This is a genomic window from Rhodoplanes elegans (genome assembly GCF_016653355.1).
GTDB lineage: Bacteria > Pseudomonadota > Alphaproteobacteria > Rhizobiales > Xanthobacteraceae > Rhodoplanes > Rhodoplanes elegans.
Genome location: NZ_NHSK01000102.1, coordinates 20,811 through 43,376 on the forward strand (window position 1 = coordinate 20,811; position 22,566 = coordinate 43,376).

General features: G+C 70.5%; 20 protein-coding genes. 9 read left to right on the forward strand and 11 right to left on the reverse strand.

Annotated elements, in window-relative coordinates; translation table 11 throughout:
- Window positions 1-172: 172 nt before the first annotated feature.
- The 3 genes from CCR97_RS13530 to cysS are packed head-to-tail and all read right to left on the reverse strand — an operon-like array spanning window position 173 to window position 2,384.
- Window positions 173-673: a GNAT family N-acetyltransferase gene (locus tag CCR97_RS13530; RefSeq protein ID WP_111358216.1), complete on the reverse strand. Its 501-nt coding sequence runs from the start codon at window positions 671-673 to the stop codon at window positions 173-175.
- Window positions 673-1,041: an endonuclease domain-containing protein gene (locus CCR97_RS13535; RefSeq protein ID WP_111358217.1), complete on the reverse strand. Its 369-nt coding sequence runs from the start codon at window positions 1,039-1,041 to the stop codon at window positions 673-675. Before CCR97_RS13535 ends, CCR97_RS13530 begins: the two co-directional genes overlap by 1 nt.
- A complete protein-coding gene (gene cysS / locus CCR97_RS13540) occupies window positions 1,038-2,384 on the reverse strand; it encodes a cysteine--tRNA ligase (protein WP_111358218.1) in 1,347 nt (448 codons plus the stop codon). The genes CCR97_RS13535 and cysS overlap by 4 nt, the downstream gene beginning before the upstream one ends.
- A 456-nt stretch (window positions 2,385-2,840) precedes the next feature.
- Here cysS and CCR97_RS13545 point away from each other — a divergent pair, with 456 nt between their 5' ends.
- Window positions 2,841-3,326, forward strand: a complete 486-nt coding sequence (locus CCR97_RS13545; RefSeq protein WP_201159565.1) for an HPP family protein — start codon at window positions 2,841-2,843, stop codon at window positions 3,324-3,326.
- A gap of 61 nt (window positions 3,327-3,387) precedes the next feature.
- On the opposite strand, the gene CCR97_RS13550 is transcribed toward CCR97_RS13545, so the two are convergent.
- The 4 genes from CCR97_RS13550 to CCR97_RS13565 form a co-directional block, all read right to left on the reverse strand.
- Window positions 3,388-5,040 carry a TIR domain-containing protein gene (locus CCR97_RS13550; RefSeq protein ID WP_111358219.1) on the reverse strand — a complete coding sequence of 551 codons (1,653 nt, stop codon included), beginning with the start codon at window positions 5,038-5,040 and terminating at the stop codon, window positions 3,388-3,390.
- Window positions 5,041-5,339: 299 nt separating this feature from the next.
- Window positions 5,340-6,464: a linear amide C-N hydrolase gene (locus tag CCR97_RS13555; RefSeq protein ID WP_111358220.1), complete on the reverse strand. Its 1,125-nt coding sequence runs from the start codon at window positions 6,462-6,464 to the stop codon at window positions 5,340-5,342.
- Between the two features lie 529 nt (window positions 6,465-6,993).
- The gene (locus CCR97_RS13560) at window positions 6,994-7,404 is read right to left on the reverse strand and encodes a DUF4189 domain-containing protein (protein ID WP_244670439.1); all 411 of its coding nucleotides are present in this window, start codon (window positions 7,402-7,404) and stop codon (window positions 6,994-6,996) included.
- 259 nt (window positions 7,405-7,663) lie between these two features.
- Window positions 7,664-8,506: a ferritin-like domain-containing protein gene (locus tag CCR97_RS13565; protein ID WP_170145910.1), complete on the reverse strand. Its 843-nt coding sequence runs from the start codon at window positions 8,504-8,506 to the stop codon at window positions 7,664-7,666.
- A 504-nt stretch (window positions 8,507-9,010) separates the two neighbouring features.
- On the opposite strand from CCR97_RS13565, the gene CCR97_RS13570 reads away from it, so the two are divergent.
- From CCR97_RS13570 to CCR97_RS13605, 8 genes are all read left to right on the forward strand, one after another.
- Entirely contained in the window at window positions 9,011-11,380 is a 2,370-nt protein-coding gene (locus CCR97_RS13570; RefSeq protein WP_111358085.1) for a NosR/NirI family protein, read from the forward strand.
- Between the two features lie 26 nt (window positions 11,381-11,406).
- Window positions 11,407-13,365, forward strand: coding sequence for a TAT-dependent nitrous-oxide reductase (nosZ, locus tag CCR97_RS13575; protein WP_201159566.1), 1,959 nt, complete (start codon window positions 11,407-11,409; stop codon window positions 13,363-13,365).
- Entirely contained in the window at window positions 13,365-14,765 is a 1,401-nt protein-coding gene (locus CCR97_RS13580; protein ID WP_420826075.1) for a nitrous oxide reductase family maturation protein NosD, read from the forward strand. Before nosZ ends, CCR97_RS13580 begins: the two co-directional genes overlap by 1 nt.
- Window positions 14,762-15,676: an ABC transporter ATP-binding protein gene (locus CCR97_RS13585; protein WP_111359256.1), complete on the forward strand. Its 915-nt coding sequence runs from the start codon at window positions 14,762-14,764 to the stop codon at window positions 15,674-15,676. The genes CCR97_RS13580 and CCR97_RS13585 overlap by 4 nt, the downstream gene beginning before the upstream one ends.
- The gene (locus CCR97_RS13590; protein ID WP_111359255.1) at window positions 15,673-16,503 is read left to right on the forward strand and encodes an ABC transporter permease subunit; all 831 of its coding nucleotides are present in this window, start codon (window positions 15,673-15,675) and stop codon (window positions 16,501-16,503) included. Before CCR97_RS13585 ends, CCR97_RS13590 begins: the two co-directional genes overlap by 4 nt.
- A gap of 11 nt (window positions 16,504-16,514) precedes the next feature.
- Window positions 16,515-17,069 carry a nitrous oxide reductase accessory protein NosL gene (locus tag CCR97_RS13595; RefSeq protein ID WP_111359259.1) on the forward strand — a complete coding sequence of 185 codons (555 nt, stop codon included), beginning with the start codon at window positions 16,515-16,517 and terminating at the stop codon, window positions 17,067-17,069.
- A 4-nt stretch (window positions 17,070-17,073) separates the two neighbouring features.
- Window positions 17,074-18,060 carry an FAD:protein FMN transferase gene (locus CCR97_RS13600; protein ID WP_201159567.1) on the forward strand — a complete coding sequence of 329 codons (987 nt, stop codon included), beginning with the start codon at window positions 17,074-17,076 and terminating at the stop codon, window positions 18,058-18,060.
- A 186-nt stretch (window positions 18,061-18,246) separates the two neighbouring features.
- Entirely contained in the window at window positions 18,247-18,552 is a 306-nt protein-coding gene (locus CCR97_RS13605; RefSeq protein WP_111358935.1) for a hypothetical protein, read from the forward strand.
- A 42-nt stretch (window positions 18,553-18,594) separates the two neighbouring features.
- Here the strand turns inward: CCR97_RS13605 and CCR97_RS13610 are convergent, their stop codons facing one another.
- The 4 genes from CCR97_RS13610 to CCR97_RS13625 form a co-directional block, all read right to left on the reverse strand.
- Complete coding sequence (locus CCR97_RS13610) at window positions 18,595-19,113, reverse strand: hypothetical protein (protein WP_111358936.1); 519 nt, start codon at window positions 19,111-19,113, stop codon at window positions 18,595-18,597.
- 53 nt (window positions 19,114-19,166) lie between these two features.
- Window positions 19,167-20,000 (reverse strand): SDR family oxidoreductase, encoded by an 834-nt coding sequence (locus tag CCR97_RS13615; protein ID WP_111358937.1) that lies wholly within the window; start codon window positions 19,998-20,000, stop codon window positions 19,167-19,169.
- Between the two features lie 219 nt (window positions 20,001-20,219).
- Window positions 20,220-21,842: an NTP transferase domain-containing protein gene (locus tag CCR97_RS13620; RefSeq protein ID WP_111358938.1), complete on the reverse strand. Its 1,623-nt coding sequence runs from the start codon at window positions 21,840-21,842 to the stop codon at window positions 20,220-20,222.
- Window positions 21,839-22,564, reverse strand: coding sequence for an XdhC family protein (locus CCR97_RS13625; RefSeq protein WP_111358939.1), 726 nt, complete (start codon window positions 22,562-22,564; stop codon window positions 21,839-21,841). The genes CCR97_RS13620 and CCR97_RS13625 overlap by 4 nt, the downstream gene beginning before the upstream one ends.
- Window positions 22,565-22,566: the final 2 nt, after the last annotated feature.

Consider the following 22,566-nt stretch of genomic DNA (forward strand, 5'->3'; position numbering starts at 1 on the left):
GACGGCAAGGCGAGCGCGCTTGTTCGAAACGGCGCGGGCGCCTGCGGCGCCGCGCTCCGGCATCACCAATAGTTCAGATACTTCAAGACGAATGCGACGCCGCCGGCGAGCACCAGCAGCTTGATCAGGATGTAATAGATCCAATGGCGCGGGAACGGGGTGTCGGGGCGTTTCACGTCGCGACCTTTCCGGCGAGCGCCTTTTCCATGGTCGTGTTGGCGAGCCACTCGTCGCCGCGCAGCACGGTATTGCGGCGCTGCGCGACGTAGCCGCGCTTCTCGAAGAAATTGCGCGCATTGTCGCTCGCGTCGACCACGAGCGTCTTGGCGCCGCGCGCGCCGGCGAGCTTCTCGATCGCGTCGATCAGCATGGCGCCGGCGCCCATCCCGACGACACCGGGATGCACATAAAGGAGATCGATGGTCTCGCCGCCGACCAGCGTGACGAAGCCGACCGGCGTGCCGTTCAACGTCACGACGAGCGCGAGCGCGTCGGTGACGCGCTTGGCGAACGCCGCCTCGTCCGCGGCGGCCGTCATCCAGGCCTCCTGCTGGGCCTCGCTGTAGTCGTCGCCGGTCAGCTCCTCGACGCTGGCGCGGAAGATCTCGGCGAGCAGCGGCGTGTCGGCCGGCAGCACGGGGCGCAGCGCGAACTCCGGGTGAGCCGTCGCCATCACGCGCCCTCCCCGTCCCGCAGCGGAACGACGGTGCGAGAGGTCCGGCGCGGCGCCGCCTGCACCTCGGTCTCGATGATCGACAGGATGCCGTCCGGGCTCGCCGCGATGTCCGCGGCGCGGAACAGGAGCACGCGGTAGCCGTGGCAGAACAGCCACTGGTCGCGCTCGGCGTCGCGCGGCACGCCGGTCGTTGCGCTGTCGTCGACCTCGACGATCACGGGCGCGCCGTCGCACGCGAAGGCGACACGAAACGGCCCGACCGGCACGTCGCGCTTGAACTTGGCGCTGCCGAACTTTTTGGTGCGCAGCATGCGCCACAACAGCCGCTCGCCCTCGGTCATGTCGCGATCGGACGCCTCGCTCATCGCGCGACGCTCCAGGTGGTGCCGTCCTTGGAGTCCTTCAGCACGATGCCGAGCGCCAGGAGCTCGTCGCGGATGCGATCGGACTCGGCCCAGTTCTTCTCCTTGCGGGCGGCGATGCGAGCCGCGACCTTGGCGTCGATCTCCTCGGCCGGGATCGGCGGCGCCGGGGCGTGCGCGTCCTCCCACGCCTTCAGCGCCTCCGGACGGAAGCCGAAGAAGGCGAGCGTGCCGGCCAGCGCCTTGCGGCCGGCGGCGTTCTTCAGCCCGTGCATGGCGGCGAGCGCCATCGGGGTGTTGAGGTCGTCGGCGAGCGCCTCCAGCACGGCCGGCGCCGGGCGCGGCTCGGCATCGGCCGAGGCGGCGTCGAAGAACGACGCCAGCGCCTTGTGGGCCTCCTCGAGGCCCTTGAGGGTCCAGTTGATCGGCTGGCGATAGTGGGTCGACAGCATGGCGAGGCGCGCGACGTCGCCCGGCCAGTCCTTCAGCACCTCGCGGATGGTGACGAAGTTGCCGAGCGACTTCGACATCTTCTCGCCTTCCACCTGCAGGAAGCCGTTGTGCATCCAGGTGTTCGCCATCGCCTGCGTGCCGAAGGCGCAGCACGACTGGGCGATCTCGTTCTCGTGGTGCGGGAAGACGAGGTCGATGCCGCCGCCGTGGATGTCGAAGGTCTCGCCGAGGTGCTTCCAGCTCATCGCCGAGCACTCGATGTGCCAGCCCGGACGCCCCTCCGCCGCGATGCCGCACGGCGACGGCCAGCCCGGCTCTCCCGGCTTCGAGGGCTTCCACAGCACGAAGTCCATGGCGTCGCGCTTGTAGGGCGCAACGTCGACGCGGGCGCCGGCGATCATCTCGTCGAGCGGCCGCTTGGAGAGGCCGCCATAGGCCGGCATCGACGGCACCGAGAACAGCACGTGGTCCTCGGCCACATAGGCGTGGCCGGAGGCGACCAGCCGCTCGATGATGGCGCGCATCTCGGCGACGTGCTCAGTCGCCCGCGGCTCGACGGTCGGCGGCAGGCAGCCCAGCGCCGTCACGTCGGCCTTGAACTCGGCATAGGTCGTCTCGGTCAGCGCGCGGATCGAGATGCCGCGCTCGGCCGCCCGCGCGTTGATCTTGTCGTCCACGTCGGTGATGTTGCGAACGTAAGCGACGTGCTCGGCGCCGTAGACGTGGCGCAGCAGCCGGAATAGCACGTCGAAGACGATGACGGGCCGCGCATTGCCGATATGGGCGAAGTCGTAGACGGTCGGACCGCAGACATACATGCGCACGCGGGCCGGATCGAGCGGCACGAAGGGCCGCTTCTCGCGCGTGAGCGTGTCGTAGAGCCGGAGTTCCATACCCTGTCCCCTGCGCCCTCGCCCGGCGCCATTGGCCTGCGCGGTCATCCCGCGCGATCGTCCTGCGACTATCCGGTGCCGGCCGGCGGCCCCCCGCCCGTGCCGACCCCGTCGTGAAGCACGACCGAATCACGTCGCGGGCCCGCGCTGGCCCGGCGTCTGTTTGTCTTGGGAAGAGGACAAGACGGCCGTAGCCAGCGGGAGCCGCTAGCGAATAATCCCCCGGCAAATGCCGATATGGGTGAAATGGCCGGTCATGGGCGCGCACCATGGTCGAGCGGCGGCGCCCCGTCAAGAGCGGCGAAGGACCGATCGCGCCGGGTCGACGACGCCCGCCGGCACCTCCCGCGGGCAGCCTGCGGACGGCGCATGCCCGGGCCCTGCCGGGGCCGACGGCCGGTCCGCGCGGCACGGAACGTGCTACGGCTCCGGCACCGACGATCCGAGACCGCCGCGATGCCCCTGCCCCCGATCCCCGACAAGCGCACCATCCTGGCCATGCTGGCCGGCGCCGCCGGCGGCGCCGTCGCGATCGCTCTGATGGAGCTGTTCGCCGCCTTCGGCTCGTTCCCGCTGTTCGCGGTGCCGTTCGCGACCTCGATCGTGCTGGTGATGGGCTCGCCCGAGGCCGAGCCGGCGCAGCCGCGCGCGCTGATCGGCGGCCACCTGGTGGCGACCCTGGTCGGGCTGATGGTGCTGGCGATCACCGGGCCGGGACCGTGGGCCGCCGCGCTCGCGGTCGGCCTGTCGATCGTCGCGATGCAGCTCACCCGCACGTTCCACCCGCCCGCCGGCATCGACCCGCTGCTGGTGGTCGCCAACGGCCTGCCGTGGACCTATCTGGTCGCCCCGGTCGGCGCCGGGGCGGTGCTGCTCGCTCTCTTCGCCTGGGGCTGGCACCTCGGGGTGCGGCGCTACGACTGGCCGCATCGCTGGTGGTGAGGGCCTCGACGTCCGCTCCCACGTCCCGGCCCCGCGCCGGCTTACACGGGGTCGGCTTGCGTCACGTCGGCTTGCGATGGCCGTTGCGGCCGCCGCCGTTGCGCGCCACCGGGGGCACGGGCGGAACCAGCGACACCGGGGCGACCGTCGGGCCGACCGACGCTCCCCATTCGGCGGCCGCCGCCGGACCGTGCAGAGCCTGGCCCGCATGGACGATCGCTGCCGCCGCGTTTGGATACAGATCGGCGCCGGACCGGACGACATCGCTGAGCACGCCGAACACGGCGCCGACGAACTCGCGGTTCATGGTCACGGTCTCAGTGCAGAAATCCTTCAGCACCGGGAGGAACTTCGCCTTGGCGGCCGTGAGCTCCGGCTCGCCTCTCGCTTCCAGGACCATGTTTGCGGCGCCATAGAGCATCTGCTTGGCCCGGCCCCAGCGCTCCATCTTGCAGTCGAAGTCCTCGGCCGAGCCCGGCATGTGGTCATGGATCTGGGCGAGGAAGTCCTCCTCCATCAGGCCGGCCGCCTGGCTCTGCCAGAGCAGCAGATCGAGGTCGCGTACCATGCTGCCGATGCGGTGCTGTAGACGATCGATCAGAACCGCCTTCACCTTCTCCACCGAGTAGCTGCTGTTCTTGCCCGACAGGAACATCTGGCGATAGCGCAACCCGATCGAGAGCGCCGCGACCAGTCGCGTCATCTCGTAGTTGTCGTGCCGCACCGGCCCGATGTCGACGAGATAAATGTCGAACTCGTCGATGCCACTCAGATACTGGACGCCGCGCGCCAGGAACGTGCCGTAGGCCCGATCGCGATCCGGCAGCGTGATCTGCTGACGGTTCTCGGTCGGCTCGTCGTTGAGCGCGTCGCGCACCAGCGTGACGATCGCGTCGCGCCACGACGCCCTGACCTGCGTGTCCGCGATCTGATCGAGAAAGCTCGTCCAACTCATCGGACCCTGCGGAAACGCCCCGAAGCCGACCGGATTGAAGGACTTCTCCTCGAAGCAGAACTCGATGGTCGCTTCGCGCCACGGATCGCCGGCGACCCGGTAGGCGTGCGGCAGACGGAATACGATCTTGCGCTCCGGAACCGTGGTCTCGCGCTCGCGCCGCTGAAGCTGGTCGAAGATCGTGCCGTGGACCGCATCGGTCGCCGTTTCGATCCCGGCTCTGAGCTGCTCGCACTGGCTGTCGCTGATGACGTTCTTGGTCCGCAGGATGTCGCAGATGCGATTGAACACCCGGCGGATCGAGTGGGTCTTCTCGGTCCGCATGACTTCGATGAACCGGCTCCGATCCTTCAGGCAGGCGCGGTCGACCACCACCGGATCGATCATCAGGCCCTGAAGTCCGTTGACGGTCTGCGGCAGACCGGAGAACACGGCGACCGACAGGATCAGCCGATCCTGATCCTTGAAATCGGTCATCTTGGGCCGGCGCAGCACCGAGTTGCGAAAGAAGCCAACCTCGAAGCCGGTGAACGAGTGGCTGGGCTTGTTCCTCCCGGTCGAGATCAGCAGGAGAACATCTGCCCGGTCGAGGTCCTTCTCGATCTTGAGCCGCCAGTCGGTGCCGAGGCTGAACTGTGGCGCGAAGGTGAGCTGGACCATCCCGGCGATGCCGAACACCTGGTTGAGCTGCTTGGAAAACTCGGCGGCGATCGGCTCATCCTCGGTGGCGTAGCTGATGAACACGTGAAGATTCGGCATGGCGGGCTCCGGTCCGATCGGTCCTCTTCTCCCGCGAGCATGCTACCACCAAGCGCAATCTTTACGAGTCTTTAACCGGTATATACACTCTTCGATTGCATCGACGCGAACTGCTTTGCGCGGCCGGTTTCCGTCGACGGATGAACGAGATCGCGGGCCGTGACACGGCCCGCGCAGGTTTCGCCATCACCGAGTCTTGATGGCCTGTCCACCGCCCGCCCGCGCTCGGCCTGCACCGGCGGCCCGCGGCGGCGCCGAGGGCGCGATCGGTCGACCGCGCGGCCGCCGGTCGGCTCGACTCAGGGCACGAGCTCGCGCACCACCGGCTTCTGGTCGAGCGGGATGAACCTGATCGCCTTCAGGCCCTCCGCCGCCTTCTTCAGGTCGACGACGCGGACGTCCTGATTCTCGTAGGTGCGGATGTGGTAGCGCAGGTTCTTCAGGTCGATCGCCGAGGTCCACTCGGTCGTCTCGAAGCCGTCGACGCCACCGCCCTCGCCGCCCGCCGCCGCCGAGGTGCCGATCGATCCGGGCGGCAGGTCGAAGCCATTCATGATGTGGAACGCGAGCCCGACCGTCTCGGCGCTGGTCGGAAGCTGCGGCGCGTTCGCCTGGGCGAAGTAGGCGCGCACGAAGCGCGCCGTCGCGAGGAAACCGCCCGGCAGCCCGTTCATGCCGACGCCCGAGCTCGCCGCGGCGAGCGACGTCGTGCCGACCTTCAAGGGCGGCATCACGGCCGCCGTGACGTACTGGTATTGCGCGAGGTTCCTCAGATGAAATGGAAACTCCGGCGCGTTGGTGAGCACATGGGTGGGATTGTCGTACAGGTTCAGCTTGCCGCCGTGCGTGTACTCGATCACCAGGCTCTTGCCGGTCGCGTCGTGCACGGAGACGTGCACGGGCGGCACCATGTTTCCGAACGCGGCGAGCTTGACGCCCGACACGATGATCTGCGGCAGGCCGGCCTTCACCTCGTCGACGGTGGCGAAGCTGGTGAGAATGTAGCTCAGAAGCTCGAACGAGGCGATCGAGCGGTCGCCCTTGCCGGGCGGCACGGGCTGGAACTCGGCGAAGCCCGGGAAGTTGAACAGGCCGCCGGCGAGGCCGCGCTCGTTGACGCCGTCGAGCAGAATCGGAAGGCCGAGCGCGTTGGCGCCGGTCGCGGCGTACTTGGTCGTCCAGACGAGACCGCCCTTGCCGACATCGCCCTCCGGGCCGGTGCCCGTGACGGAGAGGCCGCGCGGCACGACGATGATCTGGGACTTCAGCGATAGCCCGAACTCGAGCGTGCGGCCGTAGACGAAGCCGCCGTCCTTGGCCGGCAGCAGCACCGACGTGCAGGCGAGCGCGGGCGCGAGCGGCGCGACGACGAGCGCGCCGGAGACGAGCGCCGAAACGGCGATACGGGCATTTCGCGACACCATGAGCAATCCTCTCGGGCAGAATGGAAGGAACGACGACCGGTGGATACGCGACGACACCGTGCCCGTAACGTGGCTTCGGGCGCGGCGGCGATGCAAATGATTTGAATCAATTAACGAAGCACTTTTCGAAGTCGTGAAAGTCGGGGCGATGCGAGCATGTCCGCAAAGCCATCAGACTCCCACGCCGCGACGAAGCTGTGTCGGATCGGACTAATGCGCGTCTACAGCTCGCACTCGTGACGCCCGCACTCGTCCCCGGCATCCACGATCTCAAGCACTTCCTCTGTCGTGCTCCGCGAAGGCGATGGCTTTGCAGAATTCGTCATCCCGAGGCGCGGACCGCAGGTCCGCGAGCCCGGGATCCATACGCCCGGCACACGTGGCTCACGACAGACAGGGGTTATGGGTCCCGGGTTCGGCGCTTGCGCGCCGCCCCGGGACGACGGAGCAATTCTGCAACGCCGTCGCAAGGCGGAGCGCCCGGGTCGGCGCAACTTTCGGCTAGCCCGTTCGGACGTGATCACGTCGCTCAGTGGCGCGCGTCGCAGGCGAAGGCGCGGATGACGCAGGTCTTGCCGGTGTGGCCGTAGCATTGCTGGAGCGCATTGTTCTGGGCGCGGGCGAGCCGCGGCGCCACCGCGTAGCCGTGCGGGCCGCAGATGTTCTTGGCGTCGACCGCGAAGGCGACGCAGCCGCGCCGCACCGTCGCGACGACCCGGCAGTCGCGGCGCCCGCAGCGCTTCAACGCCGCCGTCTCGGCCTCGGCGAAGGTCTTCAGGTCGTAGGCGTAGCCGTAATGCCCGCAGGCGCCGATGGCGATCGCACCGGCGGCCTGCGCCGCGGGCGCGGCGAGCGCCGCCACGACGACGGCGGTTCCGAGGCGCATGGCCGCCGTGGCGGCGACGATCCGCACCGTGCGAGCCCGCACGTTTCGAGCCATAGGTCCCTCCCCCCACAGGATTTTCGGGAGGTTATGAAGCAATGGTTTCGGCAAGGTGAAAATGCGGCGGGACCGGGCGGCGCCGCATCGCCGGCGCGGCAGTGGCGCCACCATTGCCCGTCACCGTTGATGTCGTCGGGTGCGTTGACGCGCTCGGGCTCGGGTCTTTCGGCCCGCCCCGTTGTCATTGGAGAATTCGCCGACTTCGACGCCGTGTGGAGCCACGCCATGGTGACTGACTCGTCGTCGGCGGCTGCCATCAGCCGTCCGCACCGGGACCGCCGCGGGTGTCCGGCGGCGCTGCGGCCCGCAACGCGGCGAGCCGCGTGATCGCGGTCGCGGCGAGGCTCTGGGCAGTGGCGACCAGCGCGGCATCCGTGGCGAGATCGGCGGTCGCCAGATAGGCCTCGACCAGGACCTCGGCCGCGGCGATCGGGTCCTGGGCATCCGCCTCGCCCTCGAGGGCCAGCACGAGCTCCCCCTCGCCGGCCCGATCGAGCCGCGCGGCGTTCGCGCGGGCCTCGGCGGCGAGCGTGCCGAGCCGCCCGTCGCCGGCGTCCGCTGAGTCGAGCAGGTCGGCCAAGGCCCGCTCGCGCCCCGCGAGATCCGCCATCCGCAAGGTCCGCAGCGACGCGGTCTGCGCGCCGCGCGCCCGATGGAACGCGGTGCGACGCTCGCGCCGCAGCAGCGCGACGTGATCGAGCTCCTCGTGCGCCATGCGCTCCGCGGCGGCCCGGACGTCGTCGCGAGGCGCCGTCGCCGCCACATAGGTCCAGAACGCGAAGGAGCGCTCCTCCTGACGCACCGCCGCGGCGAGCGCCCGGTACGGCGTCAGCAGGCGCGACTGCCCGACCTCTTCGGCGGGCGCATCGAACATCCCCGGCACCGGCCAGGGCAGCGGCGTCTGCGCCGGCGGCGTTCCGCCCGCCTCGGCGCTCCACGACGTGATCAGATCGACATGGCCGGCCTCGATCGTCGCCAGCCGCTCGAACAGCCGCGCGAGCGCATCGGAGCCCTGCGCCCGGACATCCGCGGCGACACGCGTGTAGTAGGCGACGGCGTCGGCCTCCATCGCATGCGCGACGGCGAACAGGTCGGCCATCGTACGGACCGGAGCCGGCGGAGGGACAGCCTGCGGACGTGACATGGTGAGATTCCTCGGCGCGCCTTCTCGCTGCGGCGACCTCGCGCACGATAGCCGGCCGCCTTCTCCGCCGCCACGACGGAGGCGCTTGCGGATCGCAGATCGTGCCCCTGTTTGCGTTCGCACAACGATGATCACGGCGGGCGGCCCCAGGGTCGCCGGGCCGAGCGCGATCGAGAGCATTATCACACCGCGACGTGCCCGACCGGCACTGCACCGCGGCACGAGGAGCCGTCCGAGTCACAAATGAGCGAGTTCGGACGAGACGAGGTAGGACGATGCCGGCGCGGCGCAGTGTTCGGATTTCTGCTGGGTGTCGCGTGGTTGACAGCACGACTCCCGCCGTCTCAATTCGGCGGTGAGGCGCGACGCGGCGCCGAGCGTGGACAGAGCCGGACCGACAGCGCCGTCGGCACGGTCACGCACTCCGACATCTCATCGTAACGTAGAGAGCGGGTTCGTATGTCACGATCCGGCCGCGGCCGATTCTTGTCGACGTCGACGCACGGCCTGCGGGCCGTCATCGGACGCGGTGTCACGGCCGCGGCGACGCTGCTCGCCGTGGCCTGGCTGCTGCTGCTGCTCGCGGCGGGACCCGCATCGGCGCAGTCGACGTCACACCTCGCGACGTCACACCTCGCCGAGCATCTCGCCAAGGCGACCCCGCAGGAGTTCTTCGCCGGTGCCGACCGGTTCGGGCCGCCGCAGGGCGAGCCGCCGCTCGCCCCCGTCTATGCCGGCGACCGGCTGCGCGGCTTCGTGTACCTCAATACCGACGTGACGACGGCGATCGGCTATTCGGGCAAGCCGATCCACATGCTGATCGGCATCGATCCCGATGCCGTCGTGACTGGCCTGAAGCTGGTCGACCACAAGGAGCCGATCGTCCTGGTCGGCGTGCCGGAGAAGAAGGTCGTCGACGCGGTCAACACCCTGATCGGCACCCGCATCGGGGCGATCGTTTCCGGGGCCGAGCGGCCGCCGCAGCCCGACATCGTCTCCGGCGCCACCGTCACGGTGCTGGTGATGGCCGACAGCGTGGTGCGCTCCGCCGTCCGGCTGGTGCGCAGCGGCCGCCTCACTGTCGGCGGCGCGGCCGCGCCCGCCGCCGCCGTGCCGGCCGTGACCAAGACGGTCGATCTCGACAGGCGGGAGATCCTCAGCTGGGAGAGCCTGCTCGGCGACGGCTCGGTCCGCCGCCTGCATCTCTCGATCGGCGACGTCAACGCCGCGTTCGACAAGTCCGGCAACGCCGCGGCCGCGGCACGGCCGGAGCCCGGCGATCCCGACGAGACCTTCATCGATCTCTACGCGGCGCTGGTGAGCGTGCCGACCATCGGCGCGAGCCTGCTCGGCGAGACCGGCTGGGCGCGGCTGAAGGAGCGGCTGAAGCCGGGCCAGCAGGCGATCGTGGTGGCGGGGCGCGGGCTCTACTCGTTCAAGGGCTCGGGCTATGTGCGGGGCGGCGTGTTCGACCGCATCCAGATCCTGCAGGACGGCGCCGGCACCCGCTTCCGCGACCGCAATCACGAACGGCTCGGCGCCCTGGAGGCGGCGGGCACGCCGGACTTTCCCGAGATCGGCCTGTTCGTGATGCCGGACGACTTCGCCCTCGATCCGACCGAGCCGTGGCAGCTCGAGCTGATGGTGCAGCGCGCGGTCGGGGCGCGCGACAAGGCCTTCCTCACCTTCGAGCTCGGCTACACGCTGCCCGAGACCTATGTCCGGCGCGAGCAGGCGGCTCCCACGGTCGCCGCGGCGCCGCCTGTCGCGAGCCCGCCGGCCGCCGGCCCGGCGGCGGCACCGCCGGCGGACGGGCTCGACGCGCGGGACGAGCCGCTGTGGAAGACGATGTGGCGGCGCGACGTGCCGTCGATCGCCATCGCCAGCGCGGCGATCCTGCTCCTCACCGGGATCTTCTTCTTCCAGAACGTGCTGGTGCGGCGCCCTGCCCTCTACACCTGGGTGCGACGGGCCTACCTCGCCTTCGTGCTGGTGTGGCTCGGCTGGTACGCCAACGCCCAGCTTTCGGTCGTCAACATCCTCACCTTCGTCAACTCGCTGATCACCGGCTTCTCGTGGGACTACTTCCTGACCGCGCCGCTGATCTTCATCCTGTGGACGGCCGTGGCGGCGGCGCTGCTGTTCTGGGGCCGCGGGCCGTTCTGCGGCTGGCTGTGCCCGTTCGGCGCCCTGCAGGAGCTCACCAACACGATCGCCAAGGCGCTGAAGGTCCCGCAGATTCGCGTGCCCTGGGGCCTGCACGAGCGGCTGTGGCCGATCAAGTACATGATCTTCCTCGGCCTGTTCGGGCTGTCGCTCTACTCGGTCGCGTTCGCCGAGCAGATGGCCGAGGTCGAGCCGTTCAAGACCGCGATCGTGCTGAAGTTCGCGCGCGAGTGGCCGTTCGTTCTCTACGCTGCGACCCTGCTGGTCGCCGGCCTGTTCATCGAGCGCTTCTACTGCCGCTACCTGTGCCCGCTCGGCGCCGCGCTCGCGATCCCCGGCCGCCTGCGCACCTTCGAGTGGCTGCGGCGCTGGCCGGAATGCGGCACGCCCTGCCAGCGATGCGCCGTCGAATGCCCGGTGCAGTCGATCCATCCGGAAGGGCACATCAACGTCAACGAGTGCATCTACTGCATGCACTGCCAGGAGCTCTACTTCGACGACAAGCGCTGCCCTCACATGATCCAGGTGCGGCTGAAGCGCGAGCGCCGCGAGGCGCTGACCTCGCCGTCGATGCGGGGCGGCAAGGGCCCCGTTCCTCCGATCGTCACGGCCGGCGGCAAGCCGGTCCCCGTTCCCGAACCCAGCCTGTCGACCGGGCCGTGAAACCCGCGCGCACCAGAGGAGACGCCATGAGCACCGACGACCATTCGACGTTCAATCGACGCGACCTGATCAGGACCGGTGCGGCCGCGACCGTGGCCGGGGTGGCCGGCGTCGCCGCCGGCGCCGGCGTGGCCGGGCTCGACACCGCCGCGGCGCAGCCGCGTCCGCCGGCGCCCGCACCGGCGCCGCAGCGCGCGCAGCCGCCGGTCCGCGGCCCCGCCAAGTACGAGGTGAAGCCCGGTGAGCTCGACGAGTACTACGTGTTCTTCTCCTCGGGCCAGTCCGGCGAGATGCGCATCGTCGGCCTGCCGTCGATGCGCGAGCTGATGCGGGTGCCGGTGTTCAACCGTTGCAGCGCCACCGGCTGGGGCCAGACCAACGAGAGCCTCAAGGTGCTCACCGAAGGGCTGACGCCGGAGACGAAGGCGTTCCTGAAGGACCACGGCGGCACCTATCTCAACGGCGACCTGCACCACCCGCACATGTCGTTCACGGAGGGCACCTACGACGGCCGCTACGTGTTCATGAACGACAAGGCGAACACCCGCGTCGCCCGGGTGCGCTGCGACATCATGAAATGCGACAAGATCATCCAGCTTCCCAACCAGCACACGGTCCACGGGCTGCGGGTGCAGAAGTATCCTCGCACCGGCTACGTGTTCGCCAACGGCGAGGACGGCGTGCCGCTGCCCAACGACGGCAAAGTGCTGAACGATCCCAAGCAGTACTGGTCGATCTTCTCGGCCATCGACGGCGACACCATGAAGGTCGCCTGGCAGGTGCGGGTCGACGGCAATCTCGACAATGTCGACGCCGACTATCAGGGCAAGTACGCCTTCGCCACCTGCTACAACTCCGAAGGCGGCGTGACGCTCGCCGAGATGTCGGCGAACGAGCAGGATTGGGTCGTCATCTTCAACATCAAGCGCATCGAGGAGGCGGTGAAGAAGGGCGACGTCACCATGATGAACGGCGTACCCGTCGTCGACGGCCGCAAGGGCTCGCCCTACACCCGCTACGTCCCGGTCTCCAACAGCCCGCACGGCATCAACACGGCGCCGGACGGCATCCACGTCGTCGCCAACGGCAAGCTGTCGCCGACCGTCACGGTGTTCGACGTGCGGCTGTTCGACGACCTGTTCGACGACAAGATCAAGCCGCGCGACGTGGTGGTCGCCGAGCCGGAGCTCGGCCTCGGCCCGCTGCACACGGCCTACGACGGCAAGGGCAACGCCTACACGACGCTGTTCCTCGACAGCCAGGTCTGCAAGTGGAACATCGAGGCGGCGAAGCGCGCCTTCAAGGGCGAGAAGGTCGACCCGATCATCCAGAAGCTCGACGTCCACTACCAGCCCGGCCACAACCACACCTCCATGGGCCAGACCAAGGAGGCGGACGGAAAGTGGCTCATCTCGCTCAACAAGTTCTCCAAGGACCGCTTCCTGAACGTCGGTCCGCTGAAGCCGGAGAACGATCAGCTGATCGACATCTCCGGCGATCGCATGGTGGTGGTGCACGACGGCCCGAGCTTCGCCGAGCCGCACGACGCCACCATCGTGCATCGCTCCAAGGTGAACCCGCTGCACGTCTGGAAGCGTGACGATCCGTTCTTCGAGGACGCCCGCAAGCAGGCGGCGGCCGACGGCATCACGCTGGAGACCGATGCCAAGGTGATCCGCGACGGCAGCACGGTGCGGGTCTACATGACGTCGTCGGCTCCGGCCTTCGCGCTCGAGCAGTTCGAGGTGAACCAGGGCGACAACGTCACCGTCTACGTCACCAATGTCGACGACATCGAGGACCTGTCGCACGGCTTCGCCATCGTCAACTACGGCATCAGCATGGAGGTGGCGCCGCAGGCGACCGCGTCGGTCTCGTTCACGGCGAGCCGGCCCGGCGTCTACTGGTACTACTGCACATGGTTCTGCCACGCCATGCACATGGAGATGAAGGGCCGCATGCTCGTGCATCCGCGTAACGCATGATGGCTCGACTGCACCATACGCTCCTGGCAGCGGCCCTCTGGGCCGCTGCTCCGGTCGCGTCGCAGGCCGCGCGCGTCACCGTCACGCCTGGCGGCGACGTGCAGGCGGCGCTCGACGCGGCCTCCGACGGCGACACCGTGGTGCTGGCCGCCGGGACGCACCGCGGACCGGTCACCGTGTCGCGAGCGCTGCGGCTCGAGGGCGCGCCGGGGGCCGTGCTCTCCGGCTCCGGCCAGGGCAGCGCCGTCACCGTGACGGCGCCCGATGCCGCGGTCGCGGGGCTGGTGATCCGCGGCTCCGGCTCCGATCTGGAGAAGATGGATTCGGGCGTGTTCCTCGCCCGCACGGCGAGCCGCGCCGTGGTCGAGGGCAATCGCCTCGAGGGCAACCTGTTCGGCGTCTATGTGCACGGCGCCGCCGGCGCGGCGGTGACGCGCAACGTGATCCTTGGGCGCAAGGGCGGACGCACCAGCGAGGCCGGCAACGGCGTCTCGATGTGGAACGCGCCGGGCGCCCGGGTGACCGGCAACGACATCCGGTTCGGCCGCGACGGCATCTTCGTCATCACCAGCCGCGACAACACTTTCGCCGACAACCGGTTCGCCGAGCTCCGCTTCGGCATCCACTACATGTACACCAACGACTCGACGGTCACCGGCAACGTCTCGGTCGGCAATCACGTCGGCTACGCGATCATGTATTCGAGCCGGCTGACCATCACGGGCAACCGCTCCGAGCGGGACCGCGATCACGGCCTCCTCCTCAACTACGCGAACGGCTCCACCATCACGGGCAATGTGGTGCTCGGCGGGCCGGTCGGAGCGACGGCCGACATCGGCGGCGACGACCAGCACACGGCACTCCTGGCCCGCGCGCGCGAAAGCGCCGGGACGGTGCGGCGCGCCGGGCCGGAGAAATGCGTGTTCATCTACAACGCCAACGCCAACCGCTTCTCGGGAAACCGCTTCGAGGGCTGCGAGATCGGCGTTCACTTCACGGCCGGCTCGGAGAAGAACGAGATCGTCGGCAACGCCTTCGTGAAGAACCGACACCAGGTGAAGTATGTCGGCACCCGCTCGCTCGACTGGTCGAAGGACGGGCGCGGCAACTTCTGGAGCGACAACCCCGCCTTCGATCTCGACGGCGACGGCGTCGGCGACACCGCCTACCGGCCGAACGACATCGTCGACAAGGTGCTGTGGACCGCGCCGGCGGCGAAGATCCTGATCGCCAGCCCGGCCGTGCAGCTCCTGCGCTGGGCGCAGGCGCAGTTCCCGGCCCTCTATCCGGGCGGCGTGATCGACAGCCACCCGCTGATGACGGCGCCGGCCATTCCCGCGGCCGCGGCGCCGGCTCTCGCCCAAAGCGCCCGAGACACCACCGGGAGACGTTCGCCATGACCGGGTCCCCGATCGTCGCGCTGCACGGCGTCGCCAAGCGCTACGGCACGGTCGAGGCGGTGCGCGACGTGTCGCTGTCGGCGGCGGCGGGCGAGTGCGTCGCGCTGGTCGGCCACAACGGCGCCGGCAAGACCACGCTGATGAAGCTGATGCTCGGCCTGCTGCATCCGACCCGCGGCAGCGTCCGCGTGCTCGGATCGGATCCGGATGCGGGGGCGTTCGCGGTGCGGCGCCGCATCGGCTTCCTGCCCGAGACCATCGCCTTCAACCCGGCCCTCACCGCGACCGAGATGCTGCGGTTCTACGCGCGGCTGAAGCGCGAGCCGATGCGCGTCGTCGCGCCGCTGCTCGACCGCGTCGGCCTCGCCGCGGCCGCCGACCGGCGCATCGGCACCTATTCGAAGGGCATGCGCCAGCGGCTCGGTCTCGCCCAGGCGCTGCTCGGCGAGCCCGCGCTCCTGCTGCTCGACGAGCCGACCACCGGGCTCGATCCGGCGTTGCGCGGCCAGCTCTACGGGCTGATCCGCGATCTCGTCCGCGGCGGCGCCACGGTGCTGATCTCCACCCACGCGCTCGGCGAGCTCGAGGGCGTCGCCGACCGGGTCGTCATCCTCGACCGCGGCGTGGTCCTGGCCGACGGCTCGCTCGGCGCGCTGCGCCGTCTCGCCCGCCTGCCCATCCGGGTGCGCGTCAAGGTCGCCGGCGCACAGGCGGAGGCGCCGGCTTGGCTGCGCGAGAGCGGCGAGGCGTTCAACGGGCATCACTTCGACCTGACCTGCACGCCCGCCGGCAAGATGGCGCTGCTGCGCCGCGCCGTCGAGAGCGGCGCCGCCATCGACGACATCGAGGTCGCCGAGCCGACACTCGACGATCTCTACGCCCATTTCCTCCGCGCGGGAGACGCCCGATGATCAACCTCGCCGCGATCGCCGGCAAGGAGCTGCGCGAGGCCGTGCGCAACCGCTGGGTCGTGGCGGCGACGCTGCTGCTCGGGGCTCTCGCCTTGAGTCTGACGCTGCTCGGCAGCGCGCCGACCGGCACGACGGGTGCGAACGCGCTCGACGTCGTCGTCGTCAGCCTGTCGAGCCTGACCATCCTGCTGCTGCCGCTGATCGCGCTCCTGATCTCGCACGACACGCTGGTGGGCGAGGTGGAGCGCGGCACCATGCTGCTGCTGCTCGGCTATCCGGTCGCCCGCTGGCAGGTCGTGCTGGGCAAGTTCGTCGGCCACATGATCGTGCTCGCCATCGCGACGCTGGTCGGCTTCGGCGCCGCCGGCGTGGCGATCCTGATCACGGTGCGCGACATCGCGGCGGAGAGCTGGGCGGCCTTCGCCGCGATGATCGGCGCGTCGCTGCTGCTCGGCGCCGCCTTCCTGGCGATCGGCGCCTGCGTCAGCGCGCTCGCCCGCAGCCGCGGCGCGGCGGCCGCGGTGGCGATCGGCCTGTGGCTCCTCTTCGTCGTCGTCTACGACCTCGCCTTGCTGGGCGTTCTGGTCGCCGACCAGGGCGCCCATCTCGGCGCCGGCGCGATCGAGGCGGTGCTGCTTCTCAACCCGACCGACGCCTACCGGCTCCTCAACCTGACCGGCTTCGCCAATGTGAGCCTGTTCTCCGGCATGGCGGGGCTCGCCGGCACGGTGTCGCTCGCCGCGCCGACGCTCGTCGCGGCGCTGGTCGCCTGGACCGTGCTGCCCCTCGCCGCCGCCACGGCCGCCTTCGCCCGCAAGGAGATCTGACGATGCGCCCGATGCTTCGGCTCGCCGCGCTGCTCGCTTTGCCGGTCCTGCTCGCGCCCGCCGCCTGCAGCGAGCAGGCCGCCGCTCCGCCGCCGCCCCCGCAGGCCCTGAACGCCGAGGCGATGGGCCACTATTGCGGCATGAACGTGCTGGAGCATCCCGGGCCGAAGGGGCAGATCCTCCTGGCGAGCCGGATCGACCCTGTGTGGTTCTCGGCGGCGCGCGACGCCGTCGCCTTCACGCTGATGCCGGACGAGCCGCGCGACATCCGCGCCGTCTACGTCTCCGACATGGCCCGCGCGGAGAGCTGGGACACCCCCGGCGCGACCAACTGGGTCGAGGTGTCGAAGGCGTGGTTCGTCATCGACAGCCGGCTGCGCGGCGGCATGGGCGCGCCCGAGACGGTGCCGTTCGGCGAGCGGAGCGCCGCCGAAGCCTTCACCGAGCGGAACGGCGGCCGCGTCGTGCGGCTCGCCGAGATCCCGCACGACTACGTCCTGGGCGGCCCGGCCGAGCCGGTCCGTCCGACCGGCGCGACCGACGCGTCGGCGGCGCATGGACACTGAACCGATGGCACGGATCCGGACATCTCACCCGCCCCCCAGCCGCCGCCGCTTCCTGTCCATCGCGGCCGCGGCGGCGGGTCTGCCGCTGCTGCCGTTCGGGTCCGCCGATGCGGCGACCGACGGCGCGCTGGTGACGTGGCGAGGCGTCGCGCTGGGCGCCGTCGCGAGCCTGACCATCCATTATCCCGACCGCGCGACGGCCGAGCGGCTCGTCCGCGCCGCCGTCGCCGAGACGGCGCGGCTGGAGGCGATCTTCAGCCTCTACCGTCCGGACTCGGTGCTCTCCGAGCTCAACCGCACCGGCGTGGTGATCGCCCCGCCGACCGAGCTGGTCGACCTGCTCGCCGCCTGCGACGCGATGGTGCAGGCGACCGGCGGCGTCTTCGATCCCACCGTGCAGCCGCTGTGGGCCTGCCACGCGACACATTTCTCCGCCCGCGGCCGCGACGCCGGCCCGCCGCCCGCCGCCGCGCTGCGCGACGCGCTGGCGCGGGTCGGCTGGGACAAGGTGCGGTTCGGCCGCGACCGCGTCGCCTTCGCGACCCGCGGCATGGCGCTCACCCTCAACGGCATCGCCCAGGGCTTCGTCACCGACCGCGTGGTGGCGCGGCTGCGCGACGCCGGGCTGGCGCATGCGCTGGTCGACATGGGCGAGATTTACGCCCTCGGCGACCATCCGGCCGGCCGGCCGTGGCAGGTCGCGCTCGAGAGATCCGCCGCCCGCGCCCCGGACGTCGTCCCGGTCGCCGACCGGGCTGTCGCGACGTCGGCGGCGGCCGGCTTCGCGTTCGACGCCGGCGGCCGCTGCAACCATCTCTTCGATCCGCGCACCGGGCGCTGCGCGGCACCGGCTCGGCGCATCACCGTCGTCGCGGCGACCGCGACGACCGCCGACGCGCTGTCCACTGCGTTCAGCCTGATGGACGATGCCGCGATGGCCGAGACCGCCCGGCGCAGCGCCGTGGAGCTGCATCAGTGGCGGGGCGACTAGCCGAGCGAACGCGAGAAGCGCGCCTGCGAACGCCTCGAACGACCGGCCGCATCTTCAGGCGGCCGGCGGCCGGATTTATTAACGCCGCCTTAACGGTTGCATCCGCATTTTAAGGGTCGCCTTCCGGCGCCCGGGTCGGCCTGCCGCGAGAAGGCCCCGTCGTTCTCTGATGGATCGAGCACGCCGATGCGGCCCTTGTTCACGGTCACGTTCGTGGTGAGCCTTCTGGCGGCCGTCTCGGCCGCCCAGGCCGAGAAGCGGATCTTCATCCTCGGCCACAATGCCGATGGCTACGGCATCGACCAGTGTCTCGCTTCGGGCGCCCGCTGCGGCACCGCCATGGCGACGGCGCTGTGCAAGCAGCGCGACTTCAAGCAGGCCGTGTCGTTCCGCAAGGTCGAACGCGACGAGATCACCGGCTCGGTGCCGGCGGCGTCGGGCTGCCGCGGCGCCACCTGCGACGACTACGTCGCCATCGAGTGCTCGCGCTGACGGCCGCCCACCGTCGCCACCGATTCGAGACCCAGCCGATCCTCATCCCGCGACGCGGCGGCGCCGGGAGCCGTCGGAGCGCGCCGGCAGCATCTGGCGCAGGATCACCCAGCGGGTGACGGCGTAGCCGAGGACCGGCGTGTAGACGATTTTCAGCATGGCGAAGCCGGCGACCGACAATGCCGTCACGCCGCCGGCCAGCAGCGCCGCGGCGATCGCCGGCCCGACCACGATCGCCGTCGCGGCTCCGATCGCCAGTCCGAGCCCGACGGCCGTTCGCGGTAACCGCGCCAGCACGCTCGCCTCCACGGTTCCGTCCTCGACCGGAGCGAGACCGCCCGTCTCGCGCGCCCGCCGCACGGCCGGCGAGACGCAGGACGCCACCAGCACCGACATCACCCCGCAGGTGATCGCCGTATCGGCCAGGATCCCGTCGCCGCCGAGCACCGACACGGTCGCGACGTGGCGATTCATCAGCCACGCGAGCAGCGGGTTGAGGACCGCATTGATGGCCGCACAGGCGATGCCCTGCGTCCTGATGAAGTTCCGGAGGGGCGACACGGTCCCGATCCTCCCCGCTGGCGAGGCCGGCACGACGGCCTTGGTGCCGGGCGTCAGTAGTACGTTCCCTTGGTCCTGATCGCCTCGCGGCGCTGCCGCGCCAGGTCGAGCATCCAGGTCTCGCTCTTCTCCGGATCGCTCCAGTAGCGGCGCCAGAGTGTGCGCGAGCCTTCCGGCAGCGCGATGATGCCGGCCCGCGCGGCGACGCCGGCCAGGATCGTCGCGGCCGCCTCGTCGGCCGGAATCGCGTCCGGCGGCAGCGGCAGATCGACGAGTCCGCCGGCGAGCGGCTTGCCGAAGATCGCGCTCGCCACGTGTCCCGGGCAGACGACCGAGACATGGATGCCCTCGTCGGCGAGCTCGAAGCGCAGGCTCTCGCTCAGCCCGGCGACCGCGAACTTGGTCGCGCAATAGAGGGCCTGGAACGGGAACGGCATCAGGCCGGCCATCGACGCGGTGTTGACGATGTGGCCGCCGCCCTGCCGGCGCATGATCGGCAGCGCGAAGTGGATGCCATGGACGACACCCCACAGGTTGATATCGACGATGCGGCGCCAGTGATCGAGTGTCACCGTCTCGATCGGCTGGGTGGCGCCGATGCCGGCATTGTTGAACAGCACGTCGAGCCGGCCGTGCCGCGCCGCCGCGCCTTCGACCATCCGCCGCACGTCGTCCGCCTTCGTGACATCGACCGGCATCGCCTGCACGCGCCCGGGATGAGCGGCCGCGAGCCGGTGCGCCGCGGTCTCGAGCGCGGCCGCGTCGACGTCCGCCATGAAGACGGCGGCGCCCGCCGCGAGCAGCGCCTCGCCGACAGCGAGCCCGATCCCGGACGCCGCGCCGGTGATCACGCATCCCTTGTCACAAAAGTGCTCTGCGACCTGCATGACAGCACTCCTCGGTATCGTCGGTGGAGAGTCTTCCCTCCTGGCGATACGGGGGCCACCGAGTCTTGACCAGGATCAACGGATCGAACACGGCCGCGTCATCGGACGACGCGAACGTCGTCGCGAACCGCGAGCAGTCACCGATCAGAAACGGCGCGGCGTGCCGAAACTGATCAGATCCGGTCCGGATTCTTCATATCCCGAGAGTCTGTTGAATGATCACCCGCCCTCGATCTCCGCCTTCACGGCGGCGAGCGCCTCGGCCGTGTCGACGTCGGTCGCCGCCGCGGCGGCGGCCGGAACCTCGGCGACGGCTTCCTGATAAGTTGCGATCAAATTGCGGGCGCCGATGTCGCCCGTGAGCCGGCCGAGCTCCGCGAAGAAGCGGCGCGACCAGACGACCGGATTGCCGCGCTTGCCCTCGACCGTCGGGATCACGATCAGGGCGCCCTTCTCCGGATCGAAGGCGGCGATCAGCCGGTCGATCAGATCCGGGTCGACCTGCGGCATGTCGCCGAGGCAGACGATGGCGCCGTCGACCTCCTCGGGCAGCGCCGCGATGCCGGCCTTCACCGAGGTCGAGAGCCCTTCGGCATAATCGGGATTGTGCACGAAGCTGACCGGCAGGTTGGCGAGCGCGGCACGCACACGATCCCGCTGGTGGCCCGTGACGACGACGATCGGCCCGGCCTGCGAGGCGAGGACCGCATCGACGACGATGCGCACCAGCGGCCGTCCGCCGATCTCGGCCAGGAGCTTGTTCGGTCCGCCCATGCGGGTCGAGCGGCCGGCCGCCAGCACGACGGCGGCGATCTTGGTCCCGTGCGGCGGGGCGGCGGGATCGGACGGCTCCTCGCGCGGTTGCGGCCGCGTCACGATCTCCATCAGGAGGCCGCCGACGCCCATGCCGGCCACGTCCTCGCTCGTCACCGGCAGCCCGCACAGCAGGCGCGCCAGGACCCAGTCGAAGCCGTTCTCCTTGGGGCTGCGGGCGCAGCCCGGCGCGCCGAGCACGGGCCGCCCGCCGACCTCGGCGATCATCAGGAGGTTGCCGGGATCGACCGGCATGCCGAAGCGCGCGATGTGGCCGCCAGCCGCTTCGACGGCCGCCGGAATCACGTCGCGACGGTCGGCGATCGCCGAGGCGCCGAACACGATGACGAGCTCGGCGCCGTCGGCGAGCACGCTCGCGATCGCCTGCGTCACCGCCTCGGTCTCGTGCGGGACCTTGCGCTCGGCCACGATGGTGGCGCCGGCGGGCGCGAGGCGCTCGGCCGTGACCCGCAGCGTCTTCTCGATCACCTTGTCGGCGAGGCCGGGCAGCAGCGTCGAGACGACCGCGACCTTCTTCACCCGGTACGGCGCGACCCGCACCAGCCCGGACGAGATCGCGAGCGCGGCGTCGCGGGCCGCGCCGTCGACCGCGAACGGGATGATCTTCGCGGTCGCCACCATGGTGCCGACGACGACCGGTGCGTAGGCCGGCAACGTCGCGAAGGTGATGTCGGGATCGACGGCGTTGAGGCGATCGACGCCGTCGCGGTCGACGACCAGCACGCCGGCCGCGTCGGCGAACAGGTTGGCGCGGCCCGTGAACGCCTTGTCGACCCGGATGCCCGGCCCCGCGGCCGCTGCCGCGATGGCGCCCGCCGCCGCGTCCTCGGGAACGTCGCCGGCCTGCAGCCGCGCGACGACGATCTCGTCGACGCCGGCCGCCTCCAGGGCAGCCGCCTCGGCCGCGCCGATCACGGTGCCTTTCTTCAGGACGAGGCCGCCCCGGCGGACCGTGTGCACCACGATGGCGCCCGTCGCCTCGGCGACCGGAACCGGACCGAATTTCATGACGGGGCCTTCTCGCGGGCCGGCACGGCCGTGTCGGCCGCCTTCGCCGGCAGGCGCAGCCGCGCCGTGATCTCGGCCAGGATCGACACGGCGATCTCGGGCGGCGACACGGCCCCGATGGCGAGCCCGATCGGCGCGTGGATGCGCGCGATCGTCGCCGCGTCGAGACCCGCCGCCGTGAGCCGCTCGATCCGCCGGGCATGCGTCTTCTTCGAGCCGAGCGCGCCGATGTAGAAGCAGTCGCGCGCGAGCGCGTGCAGGAGCGCCGGATCGTCGATCTTCGGGTCGTGGGTGAGCGCCACGAAAGCCGTGTAGCGATCGACGTTGAGGGGCGGCAGCGCCGTGTCGGGCCACTCGGCGACGAGCGGCACGTCCGGGAACCGCTCGGGGCTCGCGAAGGCGGTGCGCGGGTCGACGATCGTCACGTCGTAGCCGAGCATCCTCGCCATCGGGGCGAGCGCCTGGCTGATATGGACGGCGCCGGTGACGACGAGCCGCGGCGGCGGCACGTGGACGGTGAGGAAGACGCGGCCCTCCGGCGTCTCCGCCATGCCGCTCTTGCCGGTGCGCAGATGCTGGTCGAGGAGCGCTGCGAGCGGATCGGCCGGCGCGTCCGCGGCCCGCACCAGCCGCTGCGCCCCGGTCGCGACGTCGGTGACGACGATCACGGCCCGGCGCGCCGTCCGCTCCGCGTTCAGGTTCTTGAGGATCTCGAGCTTCACGG

What these genes read in the sequence shown, in the direction of transcription:
- CCR97_RS13530 (WP_111358216.1), bottom strand. Translation starts at nt 673, where the DNA reads ATGGCGACGGCTCACCCGGAGTTCGCGCTGCGCCCCGTGCTGCCGGCC.
- CCR97_RS13535 (WP_111358217.1), bottom strand. Translation starts at nt 1,041, where the DNA reads ATGAGCGAGGCGTCCGATCGCGACATGACCGAGGGCGAGCGGCTGTTG.
- cysS (WP_111358218.1), bottom strand. Translation starts at nt 2,384, where the DNA reads ATGGAACTCCGGCTCTACGACACGCTCACGCGCGAGAAGCGGCCCTTC.
- CCR97_RS13545 (WP_201159565.1), top strand. Translation starts at nt 2,841, where the DNA reads ATGCCCCTGCCCCCGATCCCCGACAAGCGCACCATCCTGGCCATGCTG.
- CCR97_RS13550 (WP_111358219.1), bottom strand. Translation starts at nt 5,040, where the DNA reads ATGCCGAATCTTCACGTGTTCATCAGCTACGCCACCGAGGATGAGCCG.
- CCR97_RS13555 (WP_111358220.1), bottom strand. Translation starts at nt 6,464, where the DNA reads ATGGTGTCGCGAAATGCCCGTATCGCCGTTTCGGCGCTCGTCTCCGGC.
- CCR97_RS13560 (WP_244670439.1), bottom strand. Translation starts at nt 7,404, where the DNA reads ATGGCTCGAAACGTGCGGGCTCGCACGGTGCGGATCGTCGCCGCCACG.
- CCR97_RS13565 (WP_170145910.1), bottom strand. Translation starts at nt 8,506, where the DNA reads ATGGCCGACCTGTTCGCCGTCGCGCATGCGATGGAGGCCGACGCCGTC.
- CCR97_RS13570 (WP_111358085.1), top strand. Translation starts at nt 9,011, where the DNA reads ATGTCACGATCCGGCCGCGGCCGATTCTTGTCGACGTCGACGCACGGC.
- nosZ (WP_201159566.1), top strand. Translation starts at nt 11,407, where the DNA reads ATGAGCACCGACGACCATTCGACGTTCAATCGACGCGACCTGATCAGG.
- CCR97_RS13580 (WP_420826075.1), top strand. Translation starts at nt 13,365, where the DNA reads ATGGCTCGACTGCACCATACGCTCCTGGCAGCGGCCCTCTGGGCCGCT.
- CCR97_RS13585 (WP_111359256.1), top strand. Translation starts at nt 14,762, where the DNA reads ATGACCGGGTCCCCGATCGTCGCGCTGCACGGCGTCGCCAAGCGCTAC.
- CCR97_RS13590 (WP_111359255.1), top strand. Translation starts at nt 15,673, where the DNA reads ATGATCAACCTCGCCGCGATCGCCGGCAAGGAGCTGCGCGAGGCCGTG.
- CCR97_RS13595 (WP_111359259.1), top strand. Translation starts at nt 16,515, where the DNA reads ATGCTTCGGCTCGCCGCGCTGCTCGCTTTGCCGGTCCTGCTCGCGCCC.
- CCR97_RS13600 (WP_201159567.1), top strand. Translation starts at nt 17,074, where the DNA reads ATGGCACGGATCCGGACATCTCACCCGCCCCCCAGCCGCCGCCGCTTC.
- CCR97_RS13605 (WP_111358935.1), top strand. Translation starts at nt 18,247, where the DNA reads ATGCGGCCCTTGTTCACGGTCACGTTCGTGGTGAGCCTTCTGGCGGCC.
- CCR97_RS13615 (WP_111358937.1), bottom strand. Translation starts at nt 20,000, where the DNA reads ATGCAGGTCGCAGAGCACTTTTGTGACAAGGGATGCGTGATCACCGGC.
- CCR97_RS13620 (WP_111358938.1), bottom strand. Translation starts at nt 21,842, where the DNA reads ATGAAATTCGGTCCGGTTCCGGTCGCCGAGGCGACGGGCGCCATCGTG.